Consider the following 26,323-nt stretch of genomic DNA (forward strand, 5'->3'; position numbering starts at 1 on the left):
CTCTTTTAATAATTACTTTTTAAATAGTTTGTTGGTTCATCAATTTCTTTAGGATTGATATCTACAATTATTTTTCCATTTTTTAACAGAATAATCCGATCTGATATTTTTGTTAAAAAATCCAAATTGTGAGAAGCGATAATCATAGTAATACCCATATCTCTAACTGATTGTAGTAGTTCCACAACGTCGACTATTGTTGCTACATCTAAACCAGACGTTGGCTCATCGCATAATAGAATCCTTGGATTCATCATTAAGCTTCTGGCAAGCGCAACCCGCTGTTTTTGCCCACCGGATAGATTACTAGGGTAATCATTTTTTTTAGAGGCAATACCCAAAGACTCAAGTAGTGAATCACTTTGATCCTGAGTTTTGTTTTTAAGTTTGGGAGCATATGTAAGATTTTCCCAGACAGTCATATGTGGGAAAAGTTGAAAATCCTGAAATACAAAACCAGTACTATCATTGCATTCAATGCTACCAGAATCTAAAACTTCGAGTTTTTGTATACAACGTAACAATGTTGATTTACCACTACCAGAAGGACCAGCAAGACCAACTATAGATTGTTCTATAATCAGGTTAATATTATTAAGTACTGGAACATTATTAAATAATTTACAAACATTATGCATTTTTATCATATATACCTTTCTGTTCAATCTTTTTGCCTATATATTCAATTAGTAATACAAGAGCGTAATAATAAGCCCCAGCAAGACAAAGTGGTATAAAATAAGTAAATTGTTCTGCTGCAAGCATTTGCGCAGAGCGCATAATATCAACACCACCAATAGTAGAGATTAATGCCGTTTCTTTAAGGAGTGCAATGATCTCATTTATCATTGCAGGAAGAATATTTTTAATAACTTGTGGTAATATAATATCTCTCCACATATAGAAACTAGGTATTTGTAAAGTTTTAGCTGCTTCAAACTGGTTTTTTGATATAGTTTCAATACCAGCTCGTAAAATCTCAGCAATATAAGCACAGCTATTTAGACCAAATGCTATAATGCCAGCACTAAATATGTTTAATTTAATTCCTGCAATGGTTGGAGTCATAAAATAAACAACACTTAACTGTAATATAAGGGGGGTGCCACGTATTACAGATATAATTCCATTAATTAATGGAATACAGATCTTATTATATCTGAGTACTGACAATAACCCTCCTAGACTCACACCTAAAAGCAGCCCTCCAATCAATAATTTTAAAGTAAAGGCAAGGCCTGTTCCAACAAACAAGAAATTAGAAATTAATTCTTGCATCAGTTATCTCCTAGCCATTTTTCTGCTATCTTTTGTATTACACCTTTACTTTCTAAACTTTTTAACGCCTCGTTTATTTTATCCTTTAAATCAGATCCTTTATTCACAGCAATAGAATAACCATTATCTGACTTAGCGATGGCTGACCATGATAGACCAGGATTTTTTTTGCTAAATACTTTACCTTGGAACCCATCGATTAGGACGCCATCAACATGACCAGACTTCAATGCTTCTACAGCTTGATTATTATTGTCTATAGCAATAATTTGAGCTGTTGTAGGAACATGCTCTTTTAGCCAAATTTCCATGACAGTTCCTAGTTGAACGGCTATCTTCTTGTGAGTTAAATTGTTTATACCGGCTATGGGTTTATTTTTGTGATATAGAATACCAAATTCCCCTGTATAATAACTATTTGAAAAATCAAAATTTTTTTCACGCTCTTCTGTGCTACCAATAGTAGATATAGCAGCATCTACAGAATTACTTTGCAATGCTGCAAATATAGCACTAAACTGCATATCTTTAAACATTGCTTCTTTACCTAACTCTTTTGCTACTAATTGAGCAAGCTCAATGTCAAAGCCAGTAAATTTACCATTTTCATAATATTCAAAAGGTGGATAATCTGCAGAAATTGCAAATCTAATGATATTATCGTGTTTATCTTCCTTGCATCCTGTTAATAGAATACTTATCACTATAATAGCATTTAAAATGTATTTTTTCATATTACTAATTTATATTCATATTTTATTCATCTTATGAATATAGACATTAAAAATTGAATAGTCAAGAAATAATGAATATAATTTCAAATATACTTATTACATATTCAATATGAGGAAAATGCATAATGCATGACAACACACTAGGTGAACATATTTTGAATATTATTCAAAATCATGAAATTTTAGAACAGAGCGATTTACAGACCTTACTCAAAAAAAGAGGGTATAACATTTCTCAGGCTACTTTATCAAGAAAATTGAAAGAACTTAAAATTGCCAAAGTTGCTGGTATGTATAAAGTAATTGACATCAACCAATATCGATTACCATTAATACTTAATATGCAAATTTCGGATTTTGGTTTAATAGTACTACACACTCAACCAGGACAAGCTAGCAGCCTAGCTTACTTTCTAGATCAGAAGTATGTTATTTATTCATTAAATAATAGCAAAAACATAGGAATTATAGGAACTATAGCAGGTGATGATACAGTATTATTGATCATCAAAAGTAAGGCTGAACTTAACAAAGTATTACAATCAATTTATGAAACATTTCCATATTTAAGTCCTGAATAAGAATGTTGTAAGTTAAAAATGTGATATAAAGGAGATAAGAGGGATTCCTTTGTTTAAATCTTTGTCTTCTTTTTTTCAATATACCTACATATCAGAATGGACAATTCATATAGAATCAGCATTGGTATTGCAAGCCCTACTTGGCTTAATACATCAGGTGGAGTTAAGATTGCAGCGATAATAAAAATTACCACTATCGCGATTCTGCGTTTATTTGACAAATTTTGTGTAGTGAGTAACCCTACTCTCACCATCAATGTGAGTATTACTGGAATTTGAAATGCAGTGCCAAATGCAAACATAAATTGGAGAACGAGGTCTAAATATTCGCTAACTGATGGCATAAACTCTATCGGTATATCGAAGGATTTACCACTGTGTTCGAAGTTGATAAAAAACTTCCAGGCTAAAGGAAATATATAGTAATAGACTACAGTAGCTCCCGTTACAAATAAAACCGGTGTTGCAATTAAGTATGGCAACAACACTGCCCTTTCACTTTTATATAACCCAGGTGCTAAGAACATATAGAATTGCCATGCAAACACAGGAAAAGAGAGCAAAAGTGCACTCATCATTGCAACTCTAAGATACACAAAAAATGCCTCTGTTAAGTCTGTGTAAATTAAAGAAAAACCTTCGCTACCTTTTGTTGCTTCTATTAAAGGTGCGAGTAAAAAACGGTATATATTTTCCTTAAAGTAATAACAAAAACCAAAAGCAACGCAAAAAAATAGAAAGCAAAAGATAACTCTTTTTCTGAGTTCCGCAAAGTGCTCATAAAAAGAGGCATATTTGTTCGAGTTTTCATTCATACTTTACTATGGCTCAATAATGCTATGTCTAACATTCTCAGCGAAAAAGCCCACTCATTGTCATACCACGCTGCAACCCTGCATATATCACCTGTAACATATGTACCAGTTAAATCCACAATTGCACTATAAGGGTTATGCACAAAATCTATTGAGACTAAAGGTTCCGCGCATATAGAAAGTACATTTGACATTGGAGAACCCTCTGTCATCTTAGTACCCCCTGATGTCATCCGAGTAGCTGACACTGGGATCCAGAAATTAGATTCCAGCGTCACGCGCTGGAATGACGTAGAGGAGAGAGCTGCATCCTTAAACATTTCATTGATTTCTTTAACGGTCGCTTTCTTATCAGTCGTAAATTTAAAATCAACCATAGAAACATTGCTAACTGGAACTCTGACGGCAGTGCCATCTAGCTTTCCTTTTAATTCAGGGATGACAGAACCAATTGTTTTTGCTGCCCCGGTTGTAGTTGGCACCATAGATAATCCGCAAGCCCTTGCTCTACGCAAATCTTTATGATTACCATCAAGAACATTTTGATCATTCGTGTAGGCATGTATAGTAGTCATAAAACCGCTTTTTATACCTAAACTGGAGTGTAGGACTTTCACAATCGGAGCAAGGCAATTTGTAGTGCAAGAACCTGCTGATATCACTTTATGCTCTTTTTCGAGCATATCGTTATTCACACCATAAACTATAGTGACATCAGCGTCTGGTACTGGAGCAGAAACAATAACTTTCTCTGCATTGTGTCTTATTGCTTCTTCACGCTTGTTAAATGCACCAGTACATTCAAGTATTACATCAACATTCCAAGGAATATTTTCAGGGCTCCGTTCTCTATATAAAGAAAATTTTCTGCCATTTATAGATAACCAATTTTGAGACTCATTAAAGTCAATATCACCACTGAATTTGCCATGAACAGAATCATATTTAATCAAATGTGCATGCTGCTCAGCACCGAGCGATCCATTCACTGCTACAACTTCTATTTGTTTGCTATATTCTTCTATTTCGAAAATAGCGCGTAAAACACTTCTGCCTATTCTACCAAGACCATTAATTCCTACACGAATTGTCATCTCTTCATTTAAAAAATTTAATTATAGAGGATATCGCTTGATATTTCATTTTATTCTTTTGCTTTTCTATCGATATGAACATTATAGCAAGGAGACAGGGCTAAAAACTTGCTTGACAAACTCCGCCAGCCCCCTTATCATGAAACTGAAGCTATTTATTTATCTTCGCAATCTCTGCAGTGGATTAATGACAAAAAAACTTAATGTATTTGGCGTAAATCATGCTTAATTTTTGTACTATGTGCACCTCATGTCTTTATAAAATTTCTAGGTTTTTACCTACATAAGCTGAAACGCGCTTATAAAGCGTTCAAGACATCACCCAACGTCAAATTTTAAAATAGAGAGTGTAATAACTAGCTACCACGGGTTTTCTATGCCTTTTTTTTCTGCTTGGTAAATTTCTTAAATATTAAAGCTAAGGTTAGTTGCATTTAAAAGCAGCTAAATTGCAGCGTTTAAGACTTAAAAAACGCCAATACTGAAAATAGACAATGACTAGGGCTTCTTTTGCCTTTTTTTTGTTTGATAAATTTCTTAATGTTTATAGCTAAAGTAACTTAGGTTCACCGACAACCGTCATCCCGCTACGTGTTAGCGGGATCTATGTTAAGAGATACCGCCGCGGTATGACGGTTCGTGGCGGTATGACATGAGATCCCAGTGTCACGCACTGGAATGACATCATAGGGGCTTGCATGACATCATTCTTTTTCTTGGATCCAAGTAGTCAGGGCACTGGAATGACATCATAGAGGCACTAGGATGACACCTTGACAATCGTCATTCCGCTACTTGTTAGCGCCGCGGTGGTATGACGTAGAATTTTATAACCCAGTGTCCAATCTGGATTCTAGTTAGCGTTTTTAGTAACTAAGAAAAGTGCTTCCCCCTTTTAGAACACTGCATATAATAGAATTATATCGCAGTGCATTGCGAAACAAAATTCCCAATACTACAGGAGGCTTTATGAATAAGAAATTTCTCTATTCACCATTATCAATAAAAAGTATAGAAGAAAACGGCGTGTTTTCTGGTTATGCAAGCGTTTTTAATATAGTTGATAAACAAAATGATCTGATATTGCCTGGAGCATTTAAGAAAAATTTAAGTAAAAACAAGATAAAACTTCTTTGGCAGCATAATCCAGGTGAGCCTATAGGTAGTATCATAGATATTTATGAAAATGATGTTGGTCTATATATAATTGCACATTTACTTTTGGGTATCCAGAAAGCAGAAGAAGTGTATTTGATGCTCAAAGCTGGAGCAATTAACGGACTTTCCATCGGCTACATACCTATAGAGTATGATGTTGATCATAAAAACGGAGCTAGAGTGTTAAAACAAGTGGAATTGTGGGAAGTCAGTTTGGTCACTTTTCCTGCGAATTTAGCTGCTCAGGTAATCAATGTGAAAAATCAGAACAATGAACAGGAAGTGTTAGCAAGAGCGATAGGAAAAGCAAATGCTGTACTTACAGACATGTGTATTTCTGCTTAAAGTGTATTAGGCAGGCAAAAGCTTTGCCATAATTTGATACCTGCATTAGTATTTATTTAACATTTATACTAATATATATAACTTTACTACTATTAAAATTTTCTGTAAATTAAAGTTAAAAAACAAGATGCCAAATATTAATAATACGGTTAATTATGAAATTAATGTTAAACAAAAATACAGGGAATGTTCAAAAAGGACAAACAAAGGTTCAAAAGCCAGATGCAGAGAGTTGTATGGGCACAGTTTCAAAAACCACTAACAGGATAAAAGGCATACCTAATTCCTTGATAAATTCCTCCGTATCTGTTCAGCAGAGTGGCAAAATAAGGTAGACGAGAAAAGACAACTATAGGAAGAAATGGGTGTCATTTCAGTGCGTGACACTGGTTTCCATCCAAAAGGGTGTCATCCCAGTGCCCAGACACTGGGATCCAGAAAATTTGATTGTGTACTATACAACATTTTCGATCAAAAGCTGGATTCCAGTGTCAAGCACTGGAATGACATCACAGGGGCACTGGAATTTTTGTTTCAATATTTGACATTAGCCATGCATCTGAACAGATACATTCCTCCTATATTGCACAAGCATACATCAAACCGCCAGAAAATAGTTAAAGTAGGCTCTTAGCATAAAGCACCAGCTCCTCTTTTGTTAAAGTGTAGGAGCTGTCTTCCCAATGTTGTTTTAGCAACTCCAAGCTCCTACCTAAACTTTTTCCTGGCTGGTGACCTATACTTATTAAATCATCGCCAGATAAAGGAAATTTTGGAATATTGAATGTGTTAGCAAACGAAATGTATTTATCAACATTTTCTCCAGACTCAACACCACAAATTTTTACCAAATCACAATATAATTCTCTACCAAATAAAGATATGTATTTTTTTTGCTCTTTTTCTGAGAGTTCTGTTTTGATATCGTTGGATAATAAAAATAACAGCTTTTTCTTTTGCTTGTTTGAAAGACGTAGAAACTTACTTACATATTCTCCAAGACTTAGCCTGTCATTTTTGGTGGTCCTAAGGAGTAACGCTAATTTTACTAGTGCATCAGTGCCGAAAAGAAGTGACGAAGACAGAATTTCGCATTTTACTTCTTTCGGGATAATCTTTTGCAAAACATCAGATTCTTGCATGCTCTTAAGTGTTGGAAAAGGATCATTGCACTCCAGCAATTTAAGTATTTCATCTCTTATTCTCTCTCCAGAGAGGTTGTAAATCTTGTGCGAATGCTTTTTGCATATGCTTAGTATTTCATCACTCAAATCTCCGATACATATTTTTGCATGAAAACGAAATGCTCTTAAAATACGTAGATAGTCTTCTTTAATTCTATCTTCAGCGTTGCCTATAAAGCTTAACCTTCGCGCCTTTAAATCCTCTATACCACCAAAGTAGTCATATATATGGCCATGCTTATTTGCATATAGAGCGTTAAATGTAAAGTCACGCCTTGAAGCATCTGTTTGCCAATTATTAGTAAATTCTACTTTCGCATGCCTGCCATCACATTTCACATCATGTCTTAGTGTTGTAATTTCAAAAGACCTCTGATTTAAGATTGCAGTGATAGTTCCATGTTTTAAGCCAGTTGGAATAGTTTTTATATTACGGAGTTTTAGCGCTTCAATCGCTTGATTAGGAAGTAGATTGGTAGCGAGGTCAATGTCGTGAATGTCACGCTGCAGAATTGAGTCCCTTACACACCCACCGACAAGCCTTGCCTCACCACCAAATTTCTCTATAGCATCAATAATTACACTAATTTCGTGATCAATTTCCATATACATACTGCAAATCATATTACATGAAATGCGAAATTTTTGCAAAAAGTCCCATATAAAAATATATAGGTATCCGTTCAGGAGAGTGGTAAAATAAGGTAGGCAAAGTGATAGAGTAAAAGTAAGTTTACAACAAACGGTGTCATCCCAGTGCCCAGACACTGGGATCCAGGAATTTTATTAAATTTGCAAGTATAAAAGTAGCTGCTTTATGTTAAAATACAACGTTTCTGATGACTGATGGAAAAATGGATCCCAGTGTCAAGCACTGGGATGACACTATTGTATCGTATAAAAACATCTAAGCTTAAGTATTAGATAGAGAAGAAAAAAACTTTGAATAACTCCACCTTTACTTAAATCTTTGCACATTAACCATGCTTCTGAATAGAGCTATTATTTTACGAATATTTGTTGCTGCTGATCTTCTATTTTTACTTCTTCCATACCACATCTTGGGTTAAGAGACTGTGCATACTCTCGATCTTGAAGTTGCCTTGCAAACTTTTTCTCCTGATCTTGCAGTTGCTTTGCATAGATAAGATCTTCTTGCTCTTGAACTTCTCTTGCAAGCAAAGAATCTTTTTGTTCTTGCTCTTGAAGTCCCATTGCTAGCGAATAATCTTCTCTTTCTTGAAGTTGTTTTGCAAGTAAGAAATCCTGTTGCTCTTGTGTTTGTTTTGTCAAGATTTTATTCTTATCAAGTAGCGGTTCAAAATGATCATGGCCCCTATTTATTATATGTAAGACACTATTGTCATTATAATCTATCCTATTATACTCACCTGCATTTTTTGAACCTGAACTATCTATTAATTGATGCAAGAACGGATCTTGTTGCTTATCAATAGTATGCAATGGATTACTCTCCGCAGTGTGCAATTTTACACCATACTTTCCGCAAAGTATAAAAATCTCACTCCAGTCATATCTACCTTCTAACCCTAGCTTCTTGCTTTCCTTCTCTGCTACATTAGCTAAGTCTTTTTTGGAAACATCCTGCTTACTTTCAAATAACTTGTATAAAGCTTTGAAAAGTGATATCAAAGCAGTTCTGAAATCAAAGTTTTTTTCTTTTTTAATCGTATTGACTTCAATGTCATGTAAATCTATTATTGATTGTTGATTTAAGTTCATAATTTTAACCCTCAAAATATTAAGCTATATATTACTATACTAGTAAAAGTAATAATAAATCATTAATTAGGGCTAAGAAAACCTCACATTCTTATTTACAGAATGCCCCATATAGAAATATACAGGGCTATGAAGATTTACTTTACAAGTATTGGTTGCTGCTGATGAAATGCTTCTACCCTCGTTTCCTCCATACCACATCTTGGTAAACTTGAAGGGTTTTGCTTCTCAGAGCGCTCTATGCGCTGCTTTATATCACTAACGCACTGCTCTACAACATCACAAATTTTTCCATCAGCATTTTCTGCCAATAACTCATCAAATCTCTTCTCAACCTCTGCTCTCTCAGAGATATCCTTTGAAAGGTTGCAATACTCTAAGATCTCGTCTAGCTGAAGTTTTTTTGCTAATTGGAAATCTTCTTGTTCTTGAATTTCCTTAGTGATAACTTTAGCCCTAGAGTAATGATACCCTTCAAGATATATTGTTTCTTGCGCTTTACCACCCCATAATTCTTGATTTTTTTCATAGCTAACATTTACCATGTGTGGATCTGGTTGAATTTCTTGAACATAAGCAAGATCCGGAGAATGAATATCAATTTTAACATTAGCCAAAGATGCTAAAATAGGAACTTCCTCAACATAAACAAAGTAACCTTGTTTACTCATCTCATTCAAGTATCTTTTATATAAATTACTGGTATAGAAATGTAATTCTTCTGTTGGAAATACATTGTGAAACACTAATAATAACCTTTCTTTAAGGACTTTTGGCATTTTCGAATCGTTCAATGATTTAAACTGACTTAAAAATTTGTGCCATTCCATTCTCATATCTTGCGCTCTTTCAGCTTTATATGGACCAGAGCTATTATCACCAAACACAGCATGGAAAAAGCAATTGCCATCTCCTGCAGTACTATACTTAACTATTTGACTGCTAGAAAGTTTTTGTTCCACACCATTAACGGACTGCCCTACAACATCACTAAGTTTACCTTCAAAGAAATCATCAGGGTAAGAGTTACTATTTAAAGAAGTTACTTCACTCTCAACATTGTAAAAATTACTTAGTAGCTTCCGTTCCTTAGCTGTAGTCATGACCTTTACCTTAATTTTAGCTATATATTACTATACTAATAAAATTATTAATAAGTAACTAATTAAGTATAGCAAAAATTCTTAAACTGTGCAACAATTATAATTTTACTAGTAAATATGAGCTTTAACTGTGGCATAGTAGGGTTACCAAACATAGGAAAATCAACCTTATTTAATGCACTTACAGAGTCAAGTGCAGCCGAAGCTGCAAATTATCCTTTCTGCACAATTGAGCCAAATATAGGCAAGATTTCGATAAAAGATCAGCGTTTGAAACAAATCGCAGCAATTGCCGGTTCAGAGAAGGTAATCTACAACCAATTAGAAGTTGTGGATATTGCAGGCCTGGTAAAGGGCGCAAGCAAGGGTGAAGGGCTCGGCAATAAATTTTTAAGCCATATCAGAGAAGTTGATGCTATCGTTCATCTGCTCAGGTGCTTTACGGATGACGATATTAGCCACGTACACAGTAAAATAGATCCAATATCAGATGCTGAAGTGGTAGAAATGGAATTAATCCTAGCTGATATTGATAGCATAGAAAAAAGGCTTCCTCAATTGGAAAAGAAAGCAAAGCAAGGTGATAAAGAGCTAAAGAGACAACTTGAATTAATGCAAGAGGTATTAGCTACTTTAAAATTGGGTAAACCTGCAAGAAGCTTGGAGAATATCGATGGAGATGAGATGAAGTTGCTTCAATTGCTGACAACAAAGCCCGTTATGTACGTTTGCAATGTTGAAGATACGAATGTTATAACTGGCAATGAATTATCTAAAAAGGTAGAGAGAATGGCGGAGGAAAATAAAAGCAAATTTTATTGCATTTCAGCAAAACTTGAAGCAGATATTGCAAATCTTGATAGTGAAGAGGAAAAACAGAGTTTCTTGTCAGAATTTGGCTTACAAGAATCAGGCCTTGATGGAGTAGCGCGTATTATGTATGAAGTGCTGAGTATGATAACTTTCTTTACTGTGGGCCCCAAAGAAGCACGGGCATGGCCAGTAAAAATAGGATCAACAGCTGATAAGGCAGCAGGTGTAATCCACACTGATTTTGAGAAAGGCTTTATAAAAGCAGAGACAATAAGCTTTGCAGACTATATAAAATATGGAAGTGAATCAGCTTGCAAAGACGCAGGCAAAATCCGCTTCGAAGGCAGAGATTATATCGTGCAAGATGGCGATATAATGCACTTTAGGTTTAATGTGTAGTTTATTATGCAGCCACTTATTTAAAGTTAAGTTTTCTGGATCACAGTGTCTGGGCACTGGGATGACAAGAAAGGGAGCACTGGAATTTTTGTTTCAATATTTGTACATGAGCCATGCATCTGAACAGATACCTCCCCTAAACGGATACACTGTAGAAGGAGAGTTTCTTCTCCCCAGTAAAGACTAGATTCCAGACTGGAATGACAGCAGTCCTACGTCATACCGCGATTCATTCCATAGCTGTACGAACATTCATTTTTGAAGGTAAATTGCACAGCAAATGGTCAGTGCTTGGCACTGGAATAACGTCCTCCTTTGTCATCCCAGCGCCTAGACACTGGGATCCAGTTTTCCATATAATCTCATCGAAAATGTTGTAACCACTTTCTATGCTAGTTTGCTTGCTTACAAGCAAACTTTTCTGGATCCAAGTAGTCTGGGCACTGGGATGACAGGAGAAGGAGGCTATTTGCATGACACCATTCTTTTTTCTGGATCCCAGTGTCTGAGCACTGGGATGACGAGAAAGGAGCACTGTGATGACATCCTCCCTAGCGGAGATTGCTCTCAAATCACAATGTTCGTACAGTAAGCACTGACCACTTTGCTTCAATATTTGCGATGCCCCTGAACAGATACAAAAAATCTATTGTTTTTTTATAAATTAAATCCTAAGGCATTTTTTACTGTAGATTAATCATTTGATTATAGTATCATTTTAATTAAGCTTATGCTTGGGATATTTATGAAAAATATTTTATATTTTATATTATTAGCTGTTGTATTTGGATCACTGAGCCTATTTGCTGTAGAGCAATTTGAAGAAAAGAAAATTGAATCAGTTCAAAAAAACGAAAATGTAGGTGTAAGGAAGCAAGATAGCACAAATCAAAAAGATGAGTTAAAAAGCAACGTCGATGCTAAACAAACACAAGAGGCTGAGAGCAAAAGATTAGACGGCACTACCGATAAAGAGAAACTGCAACACAACGAGGACAAAGCTTCCGTGGTTGAAAAAACTATAAGTGAAGGTGAAAGGATTGATAAAGATTTGCCAAATGACCAGCTAGAAGGAAGCACAGACAAATTTGCTCAAAATTTACCAAATGTGGCCAATAAAGAAGTGAATAAAGATTTGAAACCAGAGCCTTTGCCTTTAAGTGCTGATTTAAATGAGAATACAACTGACCCGCAAAAAAATCTACAAGCTGATCAGAAGATTGATATAAAAGATAATGAACTTTCAAAAAGTGATGCGAGTCAATTATTAGAGGGAAAAAAAGAAAAAGTAGAGAATCAGTTTGAAGAAAAAAAAGTGAAAGAAACAAACAATAATTCTAAGGACCGCAATAGAGTAAAACCTATAACTAAAAAAGATGAAGAAGAGCAAAGTGAAAAGAAAAATTTACAAAAATGGACAAAGCTAAACAGAGAACCAATAAAAGAATGGGGTCATAAAGATATACAAAGCAAGTCAATATATAAACGACAATATGATAGCCTTAATGAGCATCTTCCTACAACTGTATTTATTGATGATTACAGTAAGCAATTTTTTTACTGTATTAAGAAAAATAACTTACCTTGCTTAAGAGGAATAATAAGTAAGCTAGAAAAAATTGGATTAACAACTCAAGAGATACTAAGGTTTAGAAATAAATTGGGTGATACTCCTCTCATTTATTCAGTTAAACAAGGTGAGGTAGACATAGTGCGCTTTCTCTTATTACAAGGCGCTGATCTTAGAGTAGTTAATAATAATTTTCAATCCCCAATTGATATAGCAATCGAAAAAAAGCAGATCAATATAATAAATGCGATTGCCGAAATGATGCCACACCTTTTGGAGGATAGAAAAATAGACAATAAAGAAAGCTCAGCAATGTACGATTGGGCTGTGAAAACGAAAGAAAACAATGAGTCGCAGTGCGATAAGCAAGATGATTAGATTTTTGATATTAATTTTAGTTGGTCATTTATGTTATGGAAACGAAACAAATGATGAAAAAAATCAGATTAGTGATTTTTTAAACGCTCTGCATGATGTAAAATACGTATCTTACAGCAAAAAAGACTTTGCTGAATTTTTGGTGCGGTGCCACAAAAATGGCGTGCCAGAAGATTTTAAGAAAGGTTTTGGCTCTAACTTAAATGGAGCTAATTTTAGCCAATTGTACCTAAGTGGATCTGTTTTTGATGGAGTAAGTCTGATTGGTGCTGATTTTTCTAATACTGATTTATCCGACGTGTCTTTCATTGATGTTGATTTACGTGGTGCTAATTTCTCCAATGCTAATTTACATGGCATTAAAATAAAAGGTACAAATTTGAGTTTTACAAAATTTGTTTCTGCAAACTTAACAGATATCGTATTTGATCAGTCTAATGTTAGTTATGCTGATTTTATCAGTTCCGATCTCAAAAAAGTAAGTATGCACAACGTAATTGGTTTGCATACTAATTTCTCGAATGTGAAAATGAATCTCTCCAACTTATCAAACTCGAATGTTGGCCACGTAAATTTTAGTGATAGTGAAATAAACGATACTGTTATGCAGAAAAACAACCTTGATAATGCAAGTTTCTTTGGATTGGATGCATATAAATTAAAGATACAATTTTCTTCATTAAAAAATGCTAACATATATGGTGCAGAGTTAAAAGAATCAGACTTTACAGGTAGCAATCTTTCCGATGCCTGCCTTAATTCTTCTATCATAATTAACAGTAACTTCGACGAAACTAATTTAAGCAACACACAAATTTCCTATGTGAATGACGATAATTCAAGTTTTGTTCAATCTATACTAAATGGTTCCAAGATAAAGCATACATATGTTTCTGAAGCAAATCTTCAGGATGCTGATTTATCCAATATTGATTTTAGTTTTAGTGAACTGCATCAAGTTAATGTCTCTAATGCTGACATTCGTCACGGAAAGTTTCATAATACTAAAGTTGCGAATTCTAACATGAATGGCTCATTTTTTGACCATTCACTATTCACCTCTGCGAAGATAGAAGATTCAGACCTTTCTACAACTTCAATGTATAAGATAAAAATCCAAGACTCTCAAGTTTATAACAGCACGCTTTCTCACCATAATATTGATTCCAGTGAAATAGAAAATTCAACATTCTTTAATTTATTAGCTAATAATTCAAGCTGGTCCAATTTAAAAGTAACTAATTCAAATTTTGTTGAAAGCGACTTCAGATCTTCTTTGCTTTACGCTAATGCCTTTAGGAAAACTAGCTTTTTTCTTAGCAATTTGAGCAATTCAACAATTAGTGATATGTCTTTTCACTCTTCAAGCATATATAAAAGTTCAGTTGCTGATGTTCACTTAACAGGTTGCAAATTTGATAATTCAATTTTGATTGACAATCAAGGGCAGGAGAAACTCACAGGTTCAGAAAATGCTATAACTTCAATTGGAGATTTGCAAGAGAAAATATCACAGGGTGAAAAATTTGATGTAAATTATTCTTACTTTGAATTTAAGAATATGAATTTAGAAAATGCTGATTTTTCTAATTCAACATTGAGTAGAGCAAAGTTTGTAAACGTTAATTTGAATAAGGCAAATCTTGAAAAAACCGATTTGCGCTATACTGTCTTTGATAACTCTTCTCTTATTGGCACCAACTTATCAAATTCTAATTTAGAAGGTTCTAGCTTTTTAAACTCTGATTCAAAAAGCACCATGTTAAAAAATGCAAAGAAAAATGACCGTAAAAAGTGAGGGCGTATTGTTGGTTCTATCCTCCCCTTCTGGAGCTGGAAAAACTACTATATCAGCAAAATTACTTGAGCGATCAACCAATTTAGTTAGGTCTGTTTCTATGACTACGCGCAAGCCTCGCTCCGGCGAAATAAATGGAAAAGACTATTTTTTCGTTACCGAAGAAAAATTTCACGAGTTATGCAAAGCTGGCCAAATGCTTGAATACGCCAAAGTTTTTGAGAATTTTTATGGTATACCAAAAGATTTTATAGAGCAAAACTTAAGCAGTGGAATAAGCGTTTTACTAAGCATAGACTGGCAAGGAGCATTTCACTTATTCAAGCTCATGAGAAAAAAAGTTGTGAGTGTTTTTATACTTCCCCCTTCAATGGAAGAGCTTAGGTTGCGTTTGCAAAAGCGTAATAGTGATGATGCGAGCGAAATAGAGCGCAGATTAGCCGAAGCTCAAAAAGAGATAAGCAAACGTGATAAATATGATTATGTAATAATCAATGATGATATTGATAAAAGTGTAGAAGAGATAAGCTCCATACTAAATAAAGAAAGACTTAAAAAACTAAAAGAAAAACCAAGCCTGGAAGACTGATAAAAACATCAATTTGCAGCTATAGTTTCTTATCCTATTTTAGCCAGTAGCACGTTTTGCAGTTTAGCTATATTTATTATTTTTTAAGATTAAATGGTTAAAATAGTAGACAACTGTTCAAGTGAGGTTTAACTATGACGGCAAACTTTCTTACAGAAATTAATTTTCTGCCTTCTTACCTGCCTTTCTATCTGTATTTCAACTACATATAGCTAAAAGTAACTTAGGTTTACCGAAATATGTTTATGGTTAATTATAGGTGATATCTTAAGGTGTCATTCCAGCGCTTGACGCTGGAATCCAGATCTTTTTAGACTGGATCCTATGGTCAAGCCATAGGATGACAGAAGCGGGCTTTGTTAGCTATATACAACGTTTGACTTAATTAAAAAAATTGAATCTTAGCTGACAACTTAAATAGCTTTTAATATTGAGGTTTTAGTATGAGTATAGATCTAAGTGCACTAGCTACTAATGCAAAAAAATTAGATGAATACATAGATAAAAATGAAAAGCGAGAGCAGGATAGAAAAGACGAGCAATTGTATGGCACTATAGAGAGAAAGGTAAAAAAAGAAGAACACAAGCGTGAAAAACCAAGAGGTCAAGATGGAACCCTCAAGAAGTGTAAAAGGTTATTCAAGGAAGGTGCTAGTCCTGAAGTATTAACTAAATTAGAAGAATCACTTAGAGAACAAGAAAAATATTATAGGTATTATGTCCAGTGCTTTCTTCCAGTGCTAGATGGAGCAATAGAACAATCGAAAAAAATACCAAATGAAACAAAAAAGCAAGTAATTTCTAAAATTACTGACAATAGCAGATATTGTTTTACCCACAACCGTAGGGACAGCGAAACAGAGAGTGGCTACGGCAGTGATGTTGAAGATGATCATAAAGTAGAAATAAGCAACGTAACAACGCATAATAATGTTCAATTACTAAAAGCGATCAAAAATGGAAATAACAGGAAATTAAAAAAATATCTCAAAGATTGCACGGATATTAGCAGCATAAAAGATGAAAAAGGAAATAATATTTTACACCTCATTGCGTCGCTCAAAAAGAAACAGAAATGCAAGTTTCTGGGTACCCTAATAAAAACGGTCACCAAGGAGGATCTAGCACAACTCATTAATAGTGAAAATCAGGACGCTTTTCAGGTAGCACTAATTAACAAGATAACAAAAGAAAAACATGAGTCTCATACGATCCAAAATAATGATAACACACTTAAGTTTCTTACAAAATTGTTAGAGCATGGAGCCAGCTCTGATAATTTAGGATTATCTACAGAAGAATTGCAAGACTTAAAAGAAGAGCAAAAGACATACTACCGTAATTTCTTAGAAAAATTAGCAGAGCAAGGAAAGAAATCTAAATTAAAGCCAGAAATAAAAATCAATACAGAAGCAAAAATTAAAGAAATCATACCACGTACCATAAATACTCCAGATAGTAATGATAATTATCAATTACATTTAGCAATTAAAGATAATGATAAAGAACTTTTTGGAGAGTTATTGCAAAAAGGGGCAGATATTAGCCTTAAAGACACAGATGGTAATAATGCTTTACACTTGATTGTTAAACCTAAAACAAAACAAAAACTTAAACTTCTCGATATATTGCTAGAAGCAAGCCAAAAAGAACAATTTATAAAAGCTGTAAATGATAAAAAAGAAGGGCAAACACCGCTCCATCTGGTACTCCAGCGCATACAAGAAAAGAATAAAGAACCTTCATTGAAAAATAAAATAAAAAATGTAGTAAAAAAAGAATTTAAGGATACTGGCAGGTATAAAGCCTTAGAGTTATTTCTACAAAATGGTGCAGATATTACTGTGCAAGATAAAGATGGAAAAAATGCTCTGCACTATATTGCTTCATTCAAAGGAGAACAAAAAGTTACATGTTTGGAATTGATTTTAGGTTTAGTAAAAAATGGAACAATATCTAAAGATAAATTAGGTAAAGCTATAAATGCTAAGAATGGAGAAGGGAACACACCCCTAGAATTGGCATTAAAGAAAAAAGCAGAAAAAAGAAGTATCGAATACCTACCGCAAGGAACAATTTTTGATACAGCAACTGCTTATGACAATACAACAAAATTTTGTACAATGCTGCTAGAAATAGGCGCTGATCCCTGTTCTCTGGAGCTGAAAGATCCAAAATTCCATACTAAAAAGTACTATTTAACTTTACGAGATCTAAAAGATTATTCAGGGACTCCACAGAAAGCACAGGAGAAAGCTAAAGAACTAAAAGAGAAGCTTGAAGAAAAATACCACTGTAAAACTGCTTCAAAAAAATGCAAGTCTGGCATTAAAGAAGCAGGTTCTGGTATAAAAAAAGGAGTATCTGCTGTAGCAGGATTCATAGATCCAGCAAAAAGGACCTGCGAACTGTTAGCAATCACGATAACGATTACTGTTATTGCAATGGTAACATTTGCTTTCTTTCAGGGTCAAATGGCAATTGGAGCAGCCATTCCTATCATAGCTGTTGCTGGAGTTATATGCCTTACTTTAACTTTAGGATTTAGTGGTATTAAGAAACTTTTTGAAAAATCAACCAACAAAGCACAGGACACATTTAACGACAAAAACCGCTCTAATTCAACAACAGAGCAGAATCAAGCTTCGAAGAACCTTGTTAATAATGATCAACAGAATTTAAGAAATGAGACTAAAAATCAAGCAGTACAAGAGTCACCAAATCAATCAGAGCATATAGAAAATCCAGCTACTAAAATGAGCGATATATCAATACTACGCCAATTTATAAATAAGCTAGTAGGGAACGTTCTATAGCTAGCTACAATTTGATATGCCGTCATTCTGCTACTCGTTAGCGCTGCGGTATAGCACATTTTGCACCTGTTCACTTAGCTATATACCAATATTTATCCTTTCTTAAAACTAAACATTTAAAATAGTAGATAATCGTTGAAGTGAGGTTTAACTATGATACTAGCAGAAACGCTCTTCTGCCTGTATTTCGATTACATATACAACATTTTAAAATTTAAATCTAACTTTTTAGTTGTTAGTTCTCAATCTCAAATTGTTAACACCTACAACTACAAGGATACATAAATAGTTAATTTTTAGCGAGGCTTTGATATGACAAAAAAAAATTCTACATCCGATGAGTTAGTATACAACAGTAAATTATTGAATATTATAATGGAAAAAGTAACAAAAGGAAAGCACAAACACCTAAACCCAGAAGTTGGGAAAGACGGGACTCTCACAGAATGCAAGAGGTTGTTCAAAAAAGGGGCTAGTCCTGAGGTATTAACTGAGGTATTAATTAAATTAAAAAAATCGCCAGAATATTATGAGTATTATACCCAACGCTTCCTTCCAGCATTGAAAGAAGAAATCAAACAGTCAAAAGAACTAGAGAAAATAAAGAAAGAGAAGATAGAACAAGTAATTTCAGAAGCTATTAACAAGGGCAGCAAAAAAGATCATCCTGATAACGTTGATCAAAATGAAACTGGTCGTAGAGGGAGTATGGAGAGTAAAGACAGTGGAATTGAAAGCGGCAACAGTAGTGAAGCTGAAGATGATCATGACGCTAGTAATACCAATTCCCATTACACGGCAAACAGATAGACAATAATAGAAGACAAGCCATAATGAAATAAGTGAAATAGTCGAGGTATAAATGGCACTAAGATCAAAATTATTGGATGAAGAAGTAGTAAAATCAGCAAAAAAAATGCTGAAGAAAGTAAGGAACAATGCATATGTTGCAAAAAAACTAAATGCTGTAATTGCAGCAAAAAAGCATAGTATAACGGCTGCAGCAAAAATATATTGCATTTCAAGAAGCGCACTAACTTCGTGGATAAAACTCTTGAAATTAGGCAGAGAAGAAAAATTGTTTGCTCCTCCACAACGGCGTAGAAAAACTAAATTAAATCAGGCTCAACTACAGCAAGTTGAAGCATGGGTAGGAGAAAATCCTAATATTACCATTAAAGAAATGAGAATAAGAATCCAGGAAAAGTTCGGCTTAAATATTAGCAAATCTACAGTACACCGCTATATGCAAAAGATGAAATTCTCTTATATTACACCAAGACCAGTACACAATGTACAAGATAAAAGAAAATAAGAGGAATTCAAAAAAAAATCTCAACGAAGTTATTGGCAAGTATCCTGAAAAAGAGCTGTTTTTCTTCGATGAATCGCGGTTTGGCACACATTCAAAGACCGGGCATGGATGGTTTAAAAAAGGCGTCAGAACAAAAGTTAAGGTAAAATTAGGTAGGGAAAATTTTTATCTCTACAGTGCAGTTAATCCTAGAAATGGGGAGAATTCTAGCTTGTTTGCACCGAATGTCAACACTGATTGTATGAATATATTTCTTGAGCAAATGTCTCAATATTTGGGACCACGAGAAGCCTTTCTTGTTATGGATTGTGCTAGTTGGCATAAGTCGAAAAGTTTAAAGGTACCTAAAAATATTGAGATTATATACCTACCACCATACTCACCTGAACTCAATCCAGTTGAGAGGCTTTGGTTGTATGTAAAACAGAACATTTTGCGCAATAAAATATACGATACTATTGCTTTGCTTGAGAGTGCTTTGTGTAAATTTATTACTTCTCTTACCTACTCCACAATTAAACAACTCTGCTATGTATCCTATTTGAATGACCAACAATGAGAATTGGTATAAGAAGCATTCAATCAGTAGTGCTAACACAATAAATGAAGATCAAGAAGTAGAGAACGGGATAACGAGTAACAGTGAAGACAGTGGAATTGAAAGCGGCAACAGTAGCGAAGCTGAAGATGATCATGCTGATGAGAAAGACCACATTTCGGATATACCAATTTCCCACACAGCAAATGAAGATCAAGAAGTAGAGAACGGAATAATGAACAGCAATGTTCAATATACTGATAAGATATTCAAAGTAATCAAAAATGGAGATCAAGGGAAATTTAGAGAATATCTGAAAGGTTGCACGAATATTAGCAGCATAAAAGATGAAAAAGGAAATAATATTTTACACCTAATAGTTACACAATTAGAGAAAAAACAAAAGTTTGATTTTTTAAATACAGTACTAGGCTCTGTGGACAAAATTTTAGAGAAGCCATATGAGAGCTCCAACAAAATTTAGAAATCCCATGTAAACCTCTGCGGTCTTGTCAAATCTGGAAAAAATGCGCCTAAAATTTTTAATTTTACCGAAAAAGCACTCAATCAAATGACGTTCTTTATAAATATGCTCATCATAGTATCTTTGCACTTTTCGATTCCTTTTTGATGGAATTACGATTTCACATTTCCTGTTTTCAAGGCTGACCACAAAAGCATTGCTGTCATAACCCTTATCAGCTACTACAATGGAGTTATAGACATTTTTTGTTAATACTTCAGCTTGTGTAATTTCATTCCTCTGGCCAGGAGTAAGTATAAATTTTAAAGGATTTCCCAATGCATCAACAAGTGCATGAATTTTAGTCGTAAAGCCACCTTTACTTCGCCCTAAAGCCTCTTGATCCTTCGAATCTTTTGTATATCCAGCCGAACATGGATGGGCTCTAATGATCGTACCGTCGATTATGACGGCTTCTAAATCTGGCTCTTGTTTTGTGTACTCCAATAAATTTTTCCAAATACCCCTTTCGCACCATCTCTTAAATCGTTTGTGTATACTTCTGTAATTGCCATAGATTTTCGGCAAAAGTCGCTATTGGCAACCACTTTGCGCCATATACCACACTGCTTCTATGAATATTCTTAAACGTTTTTCGTCTTTACTATGCATTCCTTTTATGCCTTTTATGAATTCTAAAATTTGTTTCCAATTTCTTTCTTTTATATAATATTCCATTCGGTAGTTTCTCCATTTTTATGTTCATTTGGTTAAACTACCACTTTTTTTCTCCCTCTTCATATTTTTTGTCCACAGAGCCTAGATGTGAGTAAGAAGGAAGAACTTAAAGCACAACTTGAAAAAGCTGTAAACGATAAAAATGGCAACGGTCAAACACCACTGCAAGCATTGTTACTTAGTAAAGTAACAAGAGAAAAACATAGTTTTGGGACTACACCTAGAAAAACTTTAACACCTTTAAAAAAACTTATACCACACTACGACAATACAATAGTATCTGCTATACAATTGCTCAAATTAGGAGCAAATATTGATGATTTGCAGTTGTCTAAAGAAGAATTACAGAAGTTAAGCGAAAAACAAAAAATATATTATCTTAACTTCTTAGAAAAATTGGCAGAGTCAGTAGAGAAGTCTGAATTAGAACCAGAAATAAAAACCAATACAGAAACAAAAATTAAAGAAATTATAGAGTATACCATGAGTACTCCAGGTAGTAATCTATTACATTCAGCAATTGAAAATAATGGTAAAAAACTTTTTGAGGAGTTATTGCAAAAAGGGGCGGATATTAGCCTAAAAGACACAAATGGCAACAATGCTTTACATCATATTGCTTTACTTAAAGGAGAGCAAAAAGTTGCATATTTGGAGTTGATTTTAAATTTAGTAGAAAAAGGAGTGATATCTCAAGATAAATTAAGAGAAGCTATAGATGCTACCAACCAGAAAAAAAACACGCCTCTACAAGTGGCGCTAAAAACAAAAGCGAGGAAAGGAGGAACTAAATATCTAAAGAAAGGAAAAATTTTTGATCCAACAGTTAGTTATAGCAATACAACGAAGTTTTGTGCAATGCTGCTAGAAATGGGCGCTGATCCCCGTTCTCTGGAGTTGGAAGATCAAGCATTTGATACTAGAAAGTATTATCTAACTTTATGTGGTTTAAAAGATTATCCGAAGACTCCGCATAAAGCACAAGAAAAAGCTAGAGAATTGAAAGAGGAGCTTGAGGAAGAATACCACTGTAAAACTCCTTTAAAAAAATGTCAGTCTGGTGTTAAAAGAACAGGTTCTTCTATAGGGAAGGCAGCATCTACGATAATCCATAAAGGGCCAGCATTAGCAATAATGTTTGCTGTTATTGGAATAGCAACTGCTGCTGCCTTTAATGGGGTAATGGCACCTGTAGCGGCCATTTGTATCATAGTTGCTGCTATATCTGCATATTTTATTTTCACTTCACGGAGTCGTATTAAGGAATTTCTTAAAAAATCAAGTAATGAAACAAAGGACCATGTTGACAATAAACAACAGAGAAAACGTGCAAGAAGACCAAAAAGTGAAGTAAAAGATACATCTATTAAAGAGCAACACACAAATGTGTTGAAGGTTTCCTAGTTATAAGCTAGTATACTCTCTTCTCTGGAGCGATGAAGTCAATTTCATCGCTCAGAGTTTTTTCAGCCACTTTTTTATAATCAATTTTTACATTGATCTGCCCTTTCTTTTCTTCAAGCCACACTATGGTGTGTTTCATCCAGTTTTTGTCATCACGCTCAGGAAAATCTTCACGAGCATGAGCACCTCTACTCTCCTCTCGATTGGCTGCGCATTCCATGGTAATAACCGCTTGTGGGATCATGTTAGCAAGCTCCAGTGCTTCAACTAAATCACTGTTCCATATCATACTGCGATCCTCAAGTGAAATATCAGGCATCATTTTTGCTACCTTTTTTATAGCTTTTTTACCTTCTTCTAAAACTTCAGCAACACGGAACACTGATGCGTACTTTTGCATAGTGTTCTGCATTTCGCTGCGTATTTTTGCTACTTTTAGCCCACCGGAAGCAAATCGCATTTTATTAAACCTATCTATTATCCAATCTGTACAATCTGAGCTCAATTTTTTATGTGGTGTACCGGATTTTAGCTTCTCTTTTGCTCTGAGCGCTGCAGCTCTACCAAAAACCACAAGATCAAGAAGCGAGTTAGAACCAAGTCGATTTGCACCGTGCACAGAGACACACGCAGCTTCTCCAATTGCAAATAGTCCATCTACCACTTCTTCCTTACCTTGCTTCAGCGTGATCACTTCTCCATGATAATTGGTTGGAATGCCACCCATGTTATAGTGAACAGTCGGAATGACCGGTATTGGATCTTTAGTGACATCAACTCCAGCAAAAGTTCTTGCGGTTTCGCTGATGCCCGGCAATCTGAGTTTTATTACTTCCGGATCAAGATGCGCTATAGTTAAATACATATGATCTTTTTTCGGTCCAACTCCCCTTCCCTCTCTAATTTCAATTGTTATTGCACGACTTACCACATCACGGGAAGCTAAATCTTTTGCTTTTGGTGCGTAACGTTCCATAAACTTTTCGCCCTGAGAATTAACGAGATACCCCCCTTCTCCACGGCACCCTTCTGTCATCAAGCACCCTGAGCCATATATTCCTGTTGGATGAAATTGTACAAATTCCATATCTTCAAGTGGTAACCCAGCTCTCACCACCATGCCATTACCATCACCTGTGCAGGTATGCGCACTTGTTGCAGAGAAATAAACACGTCCATATCCACCTGTTGCTAGCACCACCGAATGTGCGCGAAATTTATGTAATGTACCGTTGCATAGCGACCAAGCAAGAACTCCGCAGCATGCTCCGGTTTCGCTATCCATAATTAAATCAATCACAAAGTATTCAACAAAAAATTCAGCGTTGAATTTAAGACACTGCTGATATAGAGTGTGAAGGATTGCGTGCCCAGTTTTATCTGCTGCTGCACAAGTGCGTTGAGCTGATTTTCCTTTACCAAAGTGAGTTGTCATTCCACCAAAAGAGCGCTGGTATATTTTGCCATCTTCTGTACGAGAAAAAGGTACGCCAAAATTTTCAAGTTCAATAACAGCTTTAGCAGCGTTTTTACACATATATTCTATTGCATCTTGATCACCAAGCCAGTCTGAACCTTTTATTGTGTCATATGCATGCCAGCGCCAATCGTCTTCACCAATATTACCTAAAGCTGCACTAATTCCGCCTTGTGCTGCAACTGTATGACTTCGTGTAGGGAAAATTTTAGAAATGCAGGCAACTGAAAAATTAGTTGCAGCCATCCCAAGCGTTGCTCTGAGCCCTGCTCCACCTGCACCTATTACTACCACATCATACTCATGTTCTATGATCTCATACGCTGACTTATCCATATTTGCTTATTTTATTATTACAGGCTTATGATATCACAGAAGTAGAAAAAATCTATACAAGTTTTCTATAGCTTATATTTCATTAAAGTCATTTATCTTGAAACATAAGCAGGATTTTGTATAGTTGTTTCAATTTGGGTCTGTATATTGAAACAATGCGTGAAAATGACAGGTCATTGTACAAGAGGTACCTAATTTGCCGACAAGAATGCTAGATAAAGAAACTTACATTTCAATTATTTCATAATTTCTGTATAATCTTACAAGCTCAATTGGTACATTATGAAGATAATAATAGGTAATGCTAGTAAAGAATTAGGGGAATCAGTAGTTAACCGGCTAGATGTTCAACCATCCTCTGCTTGGATATCAAAGTTTACCGATGGCGAGGTAAATGTAGAAGTAGCAAATGATCTATATAATCAAAAAGTATATATAATACAATCTCTTTCTCCCCCTGTGAATGATAACCTTATGGAGCTTCTGCTTATAATTGATGGAGTAAATAGATTAGGAGCCAAAAGGATAGTAGTAATTATTCCTTATTATGGATATAGCAGGCAAGATAGAATTATCAAGAACAATAATGTGCAGTCTGCTTTAAGTGCCAAATTAGTTGCAAATCTTATTCAAACTGCAGGTGCAAGTAGTGTTGCAGTGATTGATTTGCACTCAAGTCAAATTGAAGGATTCTTTGATGTACCGATAACTAATTTGAACTGCTTTGAAGCATTTGTTGACTGTATACACACGGAAAATTTGGCAATTGTTGCACCTGATGTTGGAGCAATTGGCAGAGCACGTGCTTTTGCAAAGACTTTAGAGGAAAAGTACAAGATAGGGTTAAGTGATAAGATTATTGTAGTAGATAAATATAGGGAGAAAGCAGGCACATCTCAGGTAATGAACATAATAGGAGAAGTTGCGAATAAAAATTGTGTCATTGTTGATGATATAGTCGATTCTGGTGGAACATTGTGTAATGCAGCTCTTGCTTTAAAAAATTGCGGAGCAAAGTCCGTAATTTCATGCATCACACATGGCGTGCTTTCAGGAAGTGCAGTTGAAAAAATTTCTTCCTCTTCTTTAGATAAATTAGTGATTACGGATACTATACTTCACAAACTTGAAAAAACTGGTAAAATAAAAGTTGTTTCGGTCGTAGATATTTTAACTCACTTCATCCAAGGAGGTAAAGATGCCAGCTAAGTCAACAGAAGACGTTATTACTTCACTAATAGAATTTGCAAATAAGAGAAAAATAACAATTACCAGAGAAGAAATGCTTAAAATTGCACAGCTTGTAAGGATCAAGTTATCGGATGACGAGATTAAGCACTACTCTAAAGAACTGACAATGCTCGATTGGATACATGATACTTTATTGCAAGTTAATACTAAAGGCGTTTCTCCTATGCGTTATGGCAGTATAGACAAGGATATTCATGTACGCGATGATGTTATAAATTCTCAAAACATTAAAGAAGAGATATTGTCCAATACAAAACCTGAGCATGGGTATTTCGTAGTGCCAAAGGTTATAAACGATTAGGGTGAAATAAGGCTCATATCAATTCTATAATAGATCTACTTTCAAAGTATCCGTTCAGCAGAGTGGCAAAACAGGTATAGCTAACCCAGGAAGGTTTCCCTA

The 26,323-nt window shown here is 34.8% G+C and carries 24 protein-coding genes and 1 pseudogene; 14 read left to right on the forward strand and 11 right to left on the reverse strand.

Annotated elements, in window-relative coordinates:
* Positions 1 to 5: 5 nt before the first annotated feature.
* From ACWHVF_RS02210 to ACWHVF_RS02220, 3 genes are read right to left on the reverse strand one after another with little or no spacing between them, the layout of a single operon-like run.
* Positions 6 to 638, reverse strand: coding sequence for an amino acid ABC transporter ATP-binding protein (locus ACWHVF_RS02210; RefSeq protein WP_447933114.1), 633 nt, complete (start codon positions 636 to 638; stop codon positions 6 to 8).
* On the reverse strand, positions 631 to 1,278 hold the full coding sequence (locus ACWHVF_RS02215) for an amino acid ABC transporter permease (RefSeq protein WP_022626279.1): 648 nt from the start codon (positions 1,276 to 1,278) through the stop codon (positions 631 to 633). The genes ACWHVF_RS02210 and ACWHVF_RS02215 overlap by 8 nt, the downstream gene beginning before the upstream one ends.
* Positions 1,278 to 2,012 (reverse strand): substrate-binding periplasmic protein, encoded by a 735-nt coding sequence (locus ACWHVF_RS02220; protein ID WP_064125000.1) that lies wholly within the window; start codon positions 2,010 to 2,012, stop codon positions 1,278 to 1,280. The genes ACWHVF_RS02215 and ACWHVF_RS02220 overlap by 1 nt, the downstream gene beginning before the upstream one ends.
* A 125-nt stretch (positions 2,013 to 2,137) precedes the next feature.
* Here ACWHVF_RS02220 and ACWHVF_RS02225 point away from each other — a divergent pair, with 125 nt between their 5' ends.
* Positions 2,138 to 2,593, forward strand: coding sequence for an arginine repressor (locus ACWHVF_RS02225; protein ID WP_064125001.1), 456 nt, complete (start codon positions 2,138 to 2,140; stop codon positions 2,591 to 2,593).
* Positions 2,594 to 2,646: 53 nt separating this feature from the next.
* Here the strand turns inward: ACWHVF_RS02225 and tatC are convergent, their stop codons facing one another.
* A complete protein-coding gene (gene tatC, locus ACWHVF_RS02230) occupies positions 2,647 to 3,408 on the reverse strand; it encodes a twin-arginine translocase subunit TatC (RefSeq protein WP_064125002.1) in 762 nt (253 codons plus the stop codon).
* Entirely contained in the window at positions 3,405 to 4,502 is a 1,098-nt protein-coding gene (locus tag ACWHVF_RS02235) for a type I glyceraldehyde-3-phosphate dehydrogenase (RefSeq protein WP_064125003.1), read from the reverse strand. Before ACWHVF_RS02235 ends, tatC begins: the two co-directional genes overlap by 4 nt.
* Before the next feature lie 969 nt (positions 4,503 to 5,471).
* Here ACWHVF_RS02235 and ACWHVF_RS02240 point away from each other — a divergent pair.
* Both ACWHVF_RS02240 and ACWHVF_RS02245 read left to right on the forward strand, forming a co-directional pair.
* Positions 5,472 to 6,005: an HK97 family phage prohead protease gene (locus tag ACWHVF_RS02240; RefSeq protein ID WP_064124900.1), complete on the forward strand. Its 534-nt coding sequence runs from the start codon at positions 5,472 to 5,474 to the stop codon at positions 6,003 to 6,005.
* 380 nt (positions 6,006 to 6,385) lie between these two features.
* The gene (locus ACWHVF_RS02245) at positions 6,386 to 6,550 is read left to right on the forward strand and encodes a WPE palindromic element domain-containing protein (protein WP_082860905.1); all 165 of its coding nucleotides are present in this window, start codon (positions 6,386 to 6,388) and stop codon (positions 6,548 to 6,550) included.
* Positions 6,551 to 6,622: 72 nt separating this feature from the next.
* Here the strand turns inward: ACWHVF_RS02245 and ACWHVF_RS02250 are convergent, their stop codons facing one another.
* The 3 genes from ACWHVF_RS02250 to ACWHVF_RS02260 form a co-directional block, all read right to left on the reverse strand.
* Positions 6,623 to 7,795 carry a CCA tRNA nucleotidyltransferase gene (locus tag ACWHVF_RS02250; protein ID WP_447933115.1) on the reverse strand — a complete coding sequence of 391 codons (1,173 nt, stop codon included), beginning with the start codon at positions 7,793 to 7,795 and terminating at the stop codon, positions 6,623 to 6,625.
* Between the two features lie 396 nt (positions 7,796 to 8,191).
* Positions 8,192 to 8,932, reverse strand: a complete 741-nt coding sequence (locus tag ACWHVF_RS02255) for a hypothetical protein (RefSeq protein ID WP_064124903.1) — start codon at positions 8,930 to 8,932, stop codon at positions 8,192 to 8,194.
* Between the two features lie 137 nt (positions 8,933 to 9,069).
* On the reverse strand, positions 9,070 to 10,035 hold the full coding sequence (locus tag ACWHVF_RS02260) for a hypothetical protein (protein ID WP_064124904.1): 966 nt from the start codon (positions 10,033 to 10,035) through the stop codon (positions 9,070 to 9,072).
* A gap of 117 nt (positions 10,036 to 10,152) precedes the next feature.
* On the opposite strand from ACWHVF_RS02260, the gene ychF reads away from it, so the two are divergent.
* A complete protein-coding gene (ychF, locus tag ACWHVF_RS02265; RefSeq protein ID WP_064124905.1) occupies positions 10,153 to 11,247 on the forward strand; it encodes a redox-regulated ATPase YchF in 1,095 nt (364 codons plus the stop codon).
* 229 nt (positions 11,248 to 11,476) lie between these two features.
* Here the strand turns inward: ychF and ACWHVF_RS02270 are convergent, their stop codons facing one another.
* Complete coding sequence (locus ACWHVF_RS02270; protein ID WP_179945560.1) at positions 11,477 to 11,860, reverse strand: hypothetical protein; 384 nt, start codon at positions 11,858 to 11,860, stop codon at positions 11,477 to 11,479.
* A 132-nt stretch (positions 11,861 to 11,992) separates the two neighbouring features.
* On the opposite strand from ACWHVF_RS02270, the gene ACWHVF_RS02275 reads away from it, so the two are divergent.
* From ACWHVF_RS02275 to ACWHVF_RS02305, 7 genes are all read left to right on the forward strand, one after another.
* Positions 11,993 to 13,195, forward strand: a complete 1,203-nt coding sequence (locus ACWHVF_RS02275) for an ankyrin repeat domain-containing protein (RefSeq protein ID WP_064124908.1) — start codon at positions 11,993 to 11,995, stop codon at positions 13,193 to 13,195.
* Entirely contained in the window at positions 13,188 to 14,993 is a 1,806-nt protein-coding gene (locus ACWHVF_RS02280) for a pentapeptide repeat-containing protein (protein WP_064124909.1), read from the forward strand. The genes ACWHVF_RS02275 and ACWHVF_RS02280 overlap by 8 nt, the downstream gene beginning before the upstream one ends.
* A complete protein-coding gene (gmk, locus tag ACWHVF_RS02285) occupies positions 14,977 to 15,582 on the forward strand; it encodes a guanylate kinase (protein ID WP_064124912.1) in 606 nt (201 codons plus the stop codon). The genes ACWHVF_RS02280 and gmk overlap by 17 nt, the downstream gene beginning before the upstream one ends.
* 443 nt (positions 15,583 to 16,025) lie before the next feature.
* Positions 16,026 to 18,398: an ankyrin repeat domain-containing protein gene (locus tag ACWHVF_RS02290; RefSeq protein WP_064124910.1), complete on the forward strand. Its 2,373-nt coding sequence runs from the start codon at positions 16,026 to 16,028 to the stop codon at positions 18,396 to 18,398.
* A gap of 312 nt (positions 18,399 to 18,710) precedes the next feature.
* Positions 18,711 to 19,208: a hypothetical protein gene (locus ACWHVF_RS02295; RefSeq protein ID WP_447933116.1), complete on the forward strand. Its 498-nt coding sequence runs from the start codon at positions 18,711 to 18,713 to the stop codon at positions 19,206 to 19,208.
* Between the two features lie 52 nt (positions 19,209 to 19,260).
* Positions 19,261 to 20,272, forward strand: a protein-coding gene (locus ACWHVF_RS02300) for an IS630 family transposase (protein WP_447933022.1) whose coding sequence is annotated in 2 segments (ribosomal slippage) — positions 19,261 to 19,710 and positions 19,712 to 20,272 — 1,011 coding nt in all. Because the reading frame shifts where the segments join, the coding sequence is not laid out codon by codon here.
* A complete protein-coding gene (locus ACWHVF_RS02305) occupies positions 20,259 to 20,735 on the forward strand; it encodes a hypothetical protein (RefSeq protein WP_064124997.1) in 477 nt (158 codons plus the stop codon). The genes ACWHVF_RS02300 and ACWHVF_RS02305 overlap by 14 nt, the downstream gene beginning before the upstream one ends.
* Here ACWHVF_RS02305 and ACWHVF_RS02310 read toward each other — a convergent pair.
* A pseudogene (locus ACWHVF_RS02310) lies at positions 20,700 to 21,452 on the reverse strand (IS5 family transposase). The gene ACWHVF_RS02305 and the pseudogene ACWHVF_RS02310 sit on opposite strands and share 36 nt — an antisense overlap.
* An 87-nt stretch (positions 21,453 to 21,539) precedes the next feature.
* Here ACWHVF_RS02310 and ACWHVF_RS02315 point away from each other — a divergent pair.
* Positions 21,540 to 22,856 carry an ankyrin repeat domain-containing protein gene (locus tag ACWHVF_RS02315; RefSeq protein WP_447933117.1) on the forward strand — a complete coding sequence of 439 codons (1,317 nt, stop codon included), beginning with the start codon at positions 21,540 to 21,542 and terminating at the stop codon, positions 22,854 to 22,856.
* Positions 22,857 to 22,863: 7 nt separating this feature from the next.
* Here ACWHVF_RS02315 and sdhA read toward each other — a convergent pair whose 3' ends face one another.
* Positions 22,864 to 24,669: a succinate dehydrogenase flavoprotein subunit gene (gene sdhA, locus ACWHVF_RS02320; RefSeq protein ID WP_064124943.1), complete on the reverse strand. Its 1,806-nt coding sequence runs from the start codon at positions 24,667 to 24,669 to the stop codon at positions 22,864 to 22,866.
* Between the two features lie 282 nt (positions 24,670 to 24,951).
* On the opposite strand from sdhA, the gene ACWHVF_RS02325 reads away from it, so the two are divergent.
* Both ACWHVF_RS02325 and gatC read left to right on the forward strand, forming a co-directional pair.
* Positions 24,952 to 25,878, forward strand: coding sequence for a ribose-phosphate diphosphokinase (locus ACWHVF_RS02325; protein ID WP_064124944.1), 927 nt, complete (start codon positions 24,952 to 24,954; stop codon positions 25,876 to 25,878).
* Positions 25,868 to 26,221 carry an Asp-tRNA(Asn)/Glu-tRNA(Gln) amidotransferase subunit GatC gene (gene gatC, locus ACWHVF_RS02330; protein WP_064124945.1) on the forward strand — a complete coding sequence of 118 codons (354 nt, stop codon included), beginning with the start codon at positions 25,868 to 25,870 and terminating at the stop codon, positions 26,219 to 26,221. The genes ACWHVF_RS02325 and gatC overlap by 11 nt, the downstream gene beginning before the upstream one ends.
* The last annotated feature ends 102 nt before the right edge of the window (positions 26,222 to 26,323 follow it).

This window comes from Wolbachia endosymbiont of Dactylopius coccus (genome assembly GCF_977011065.1).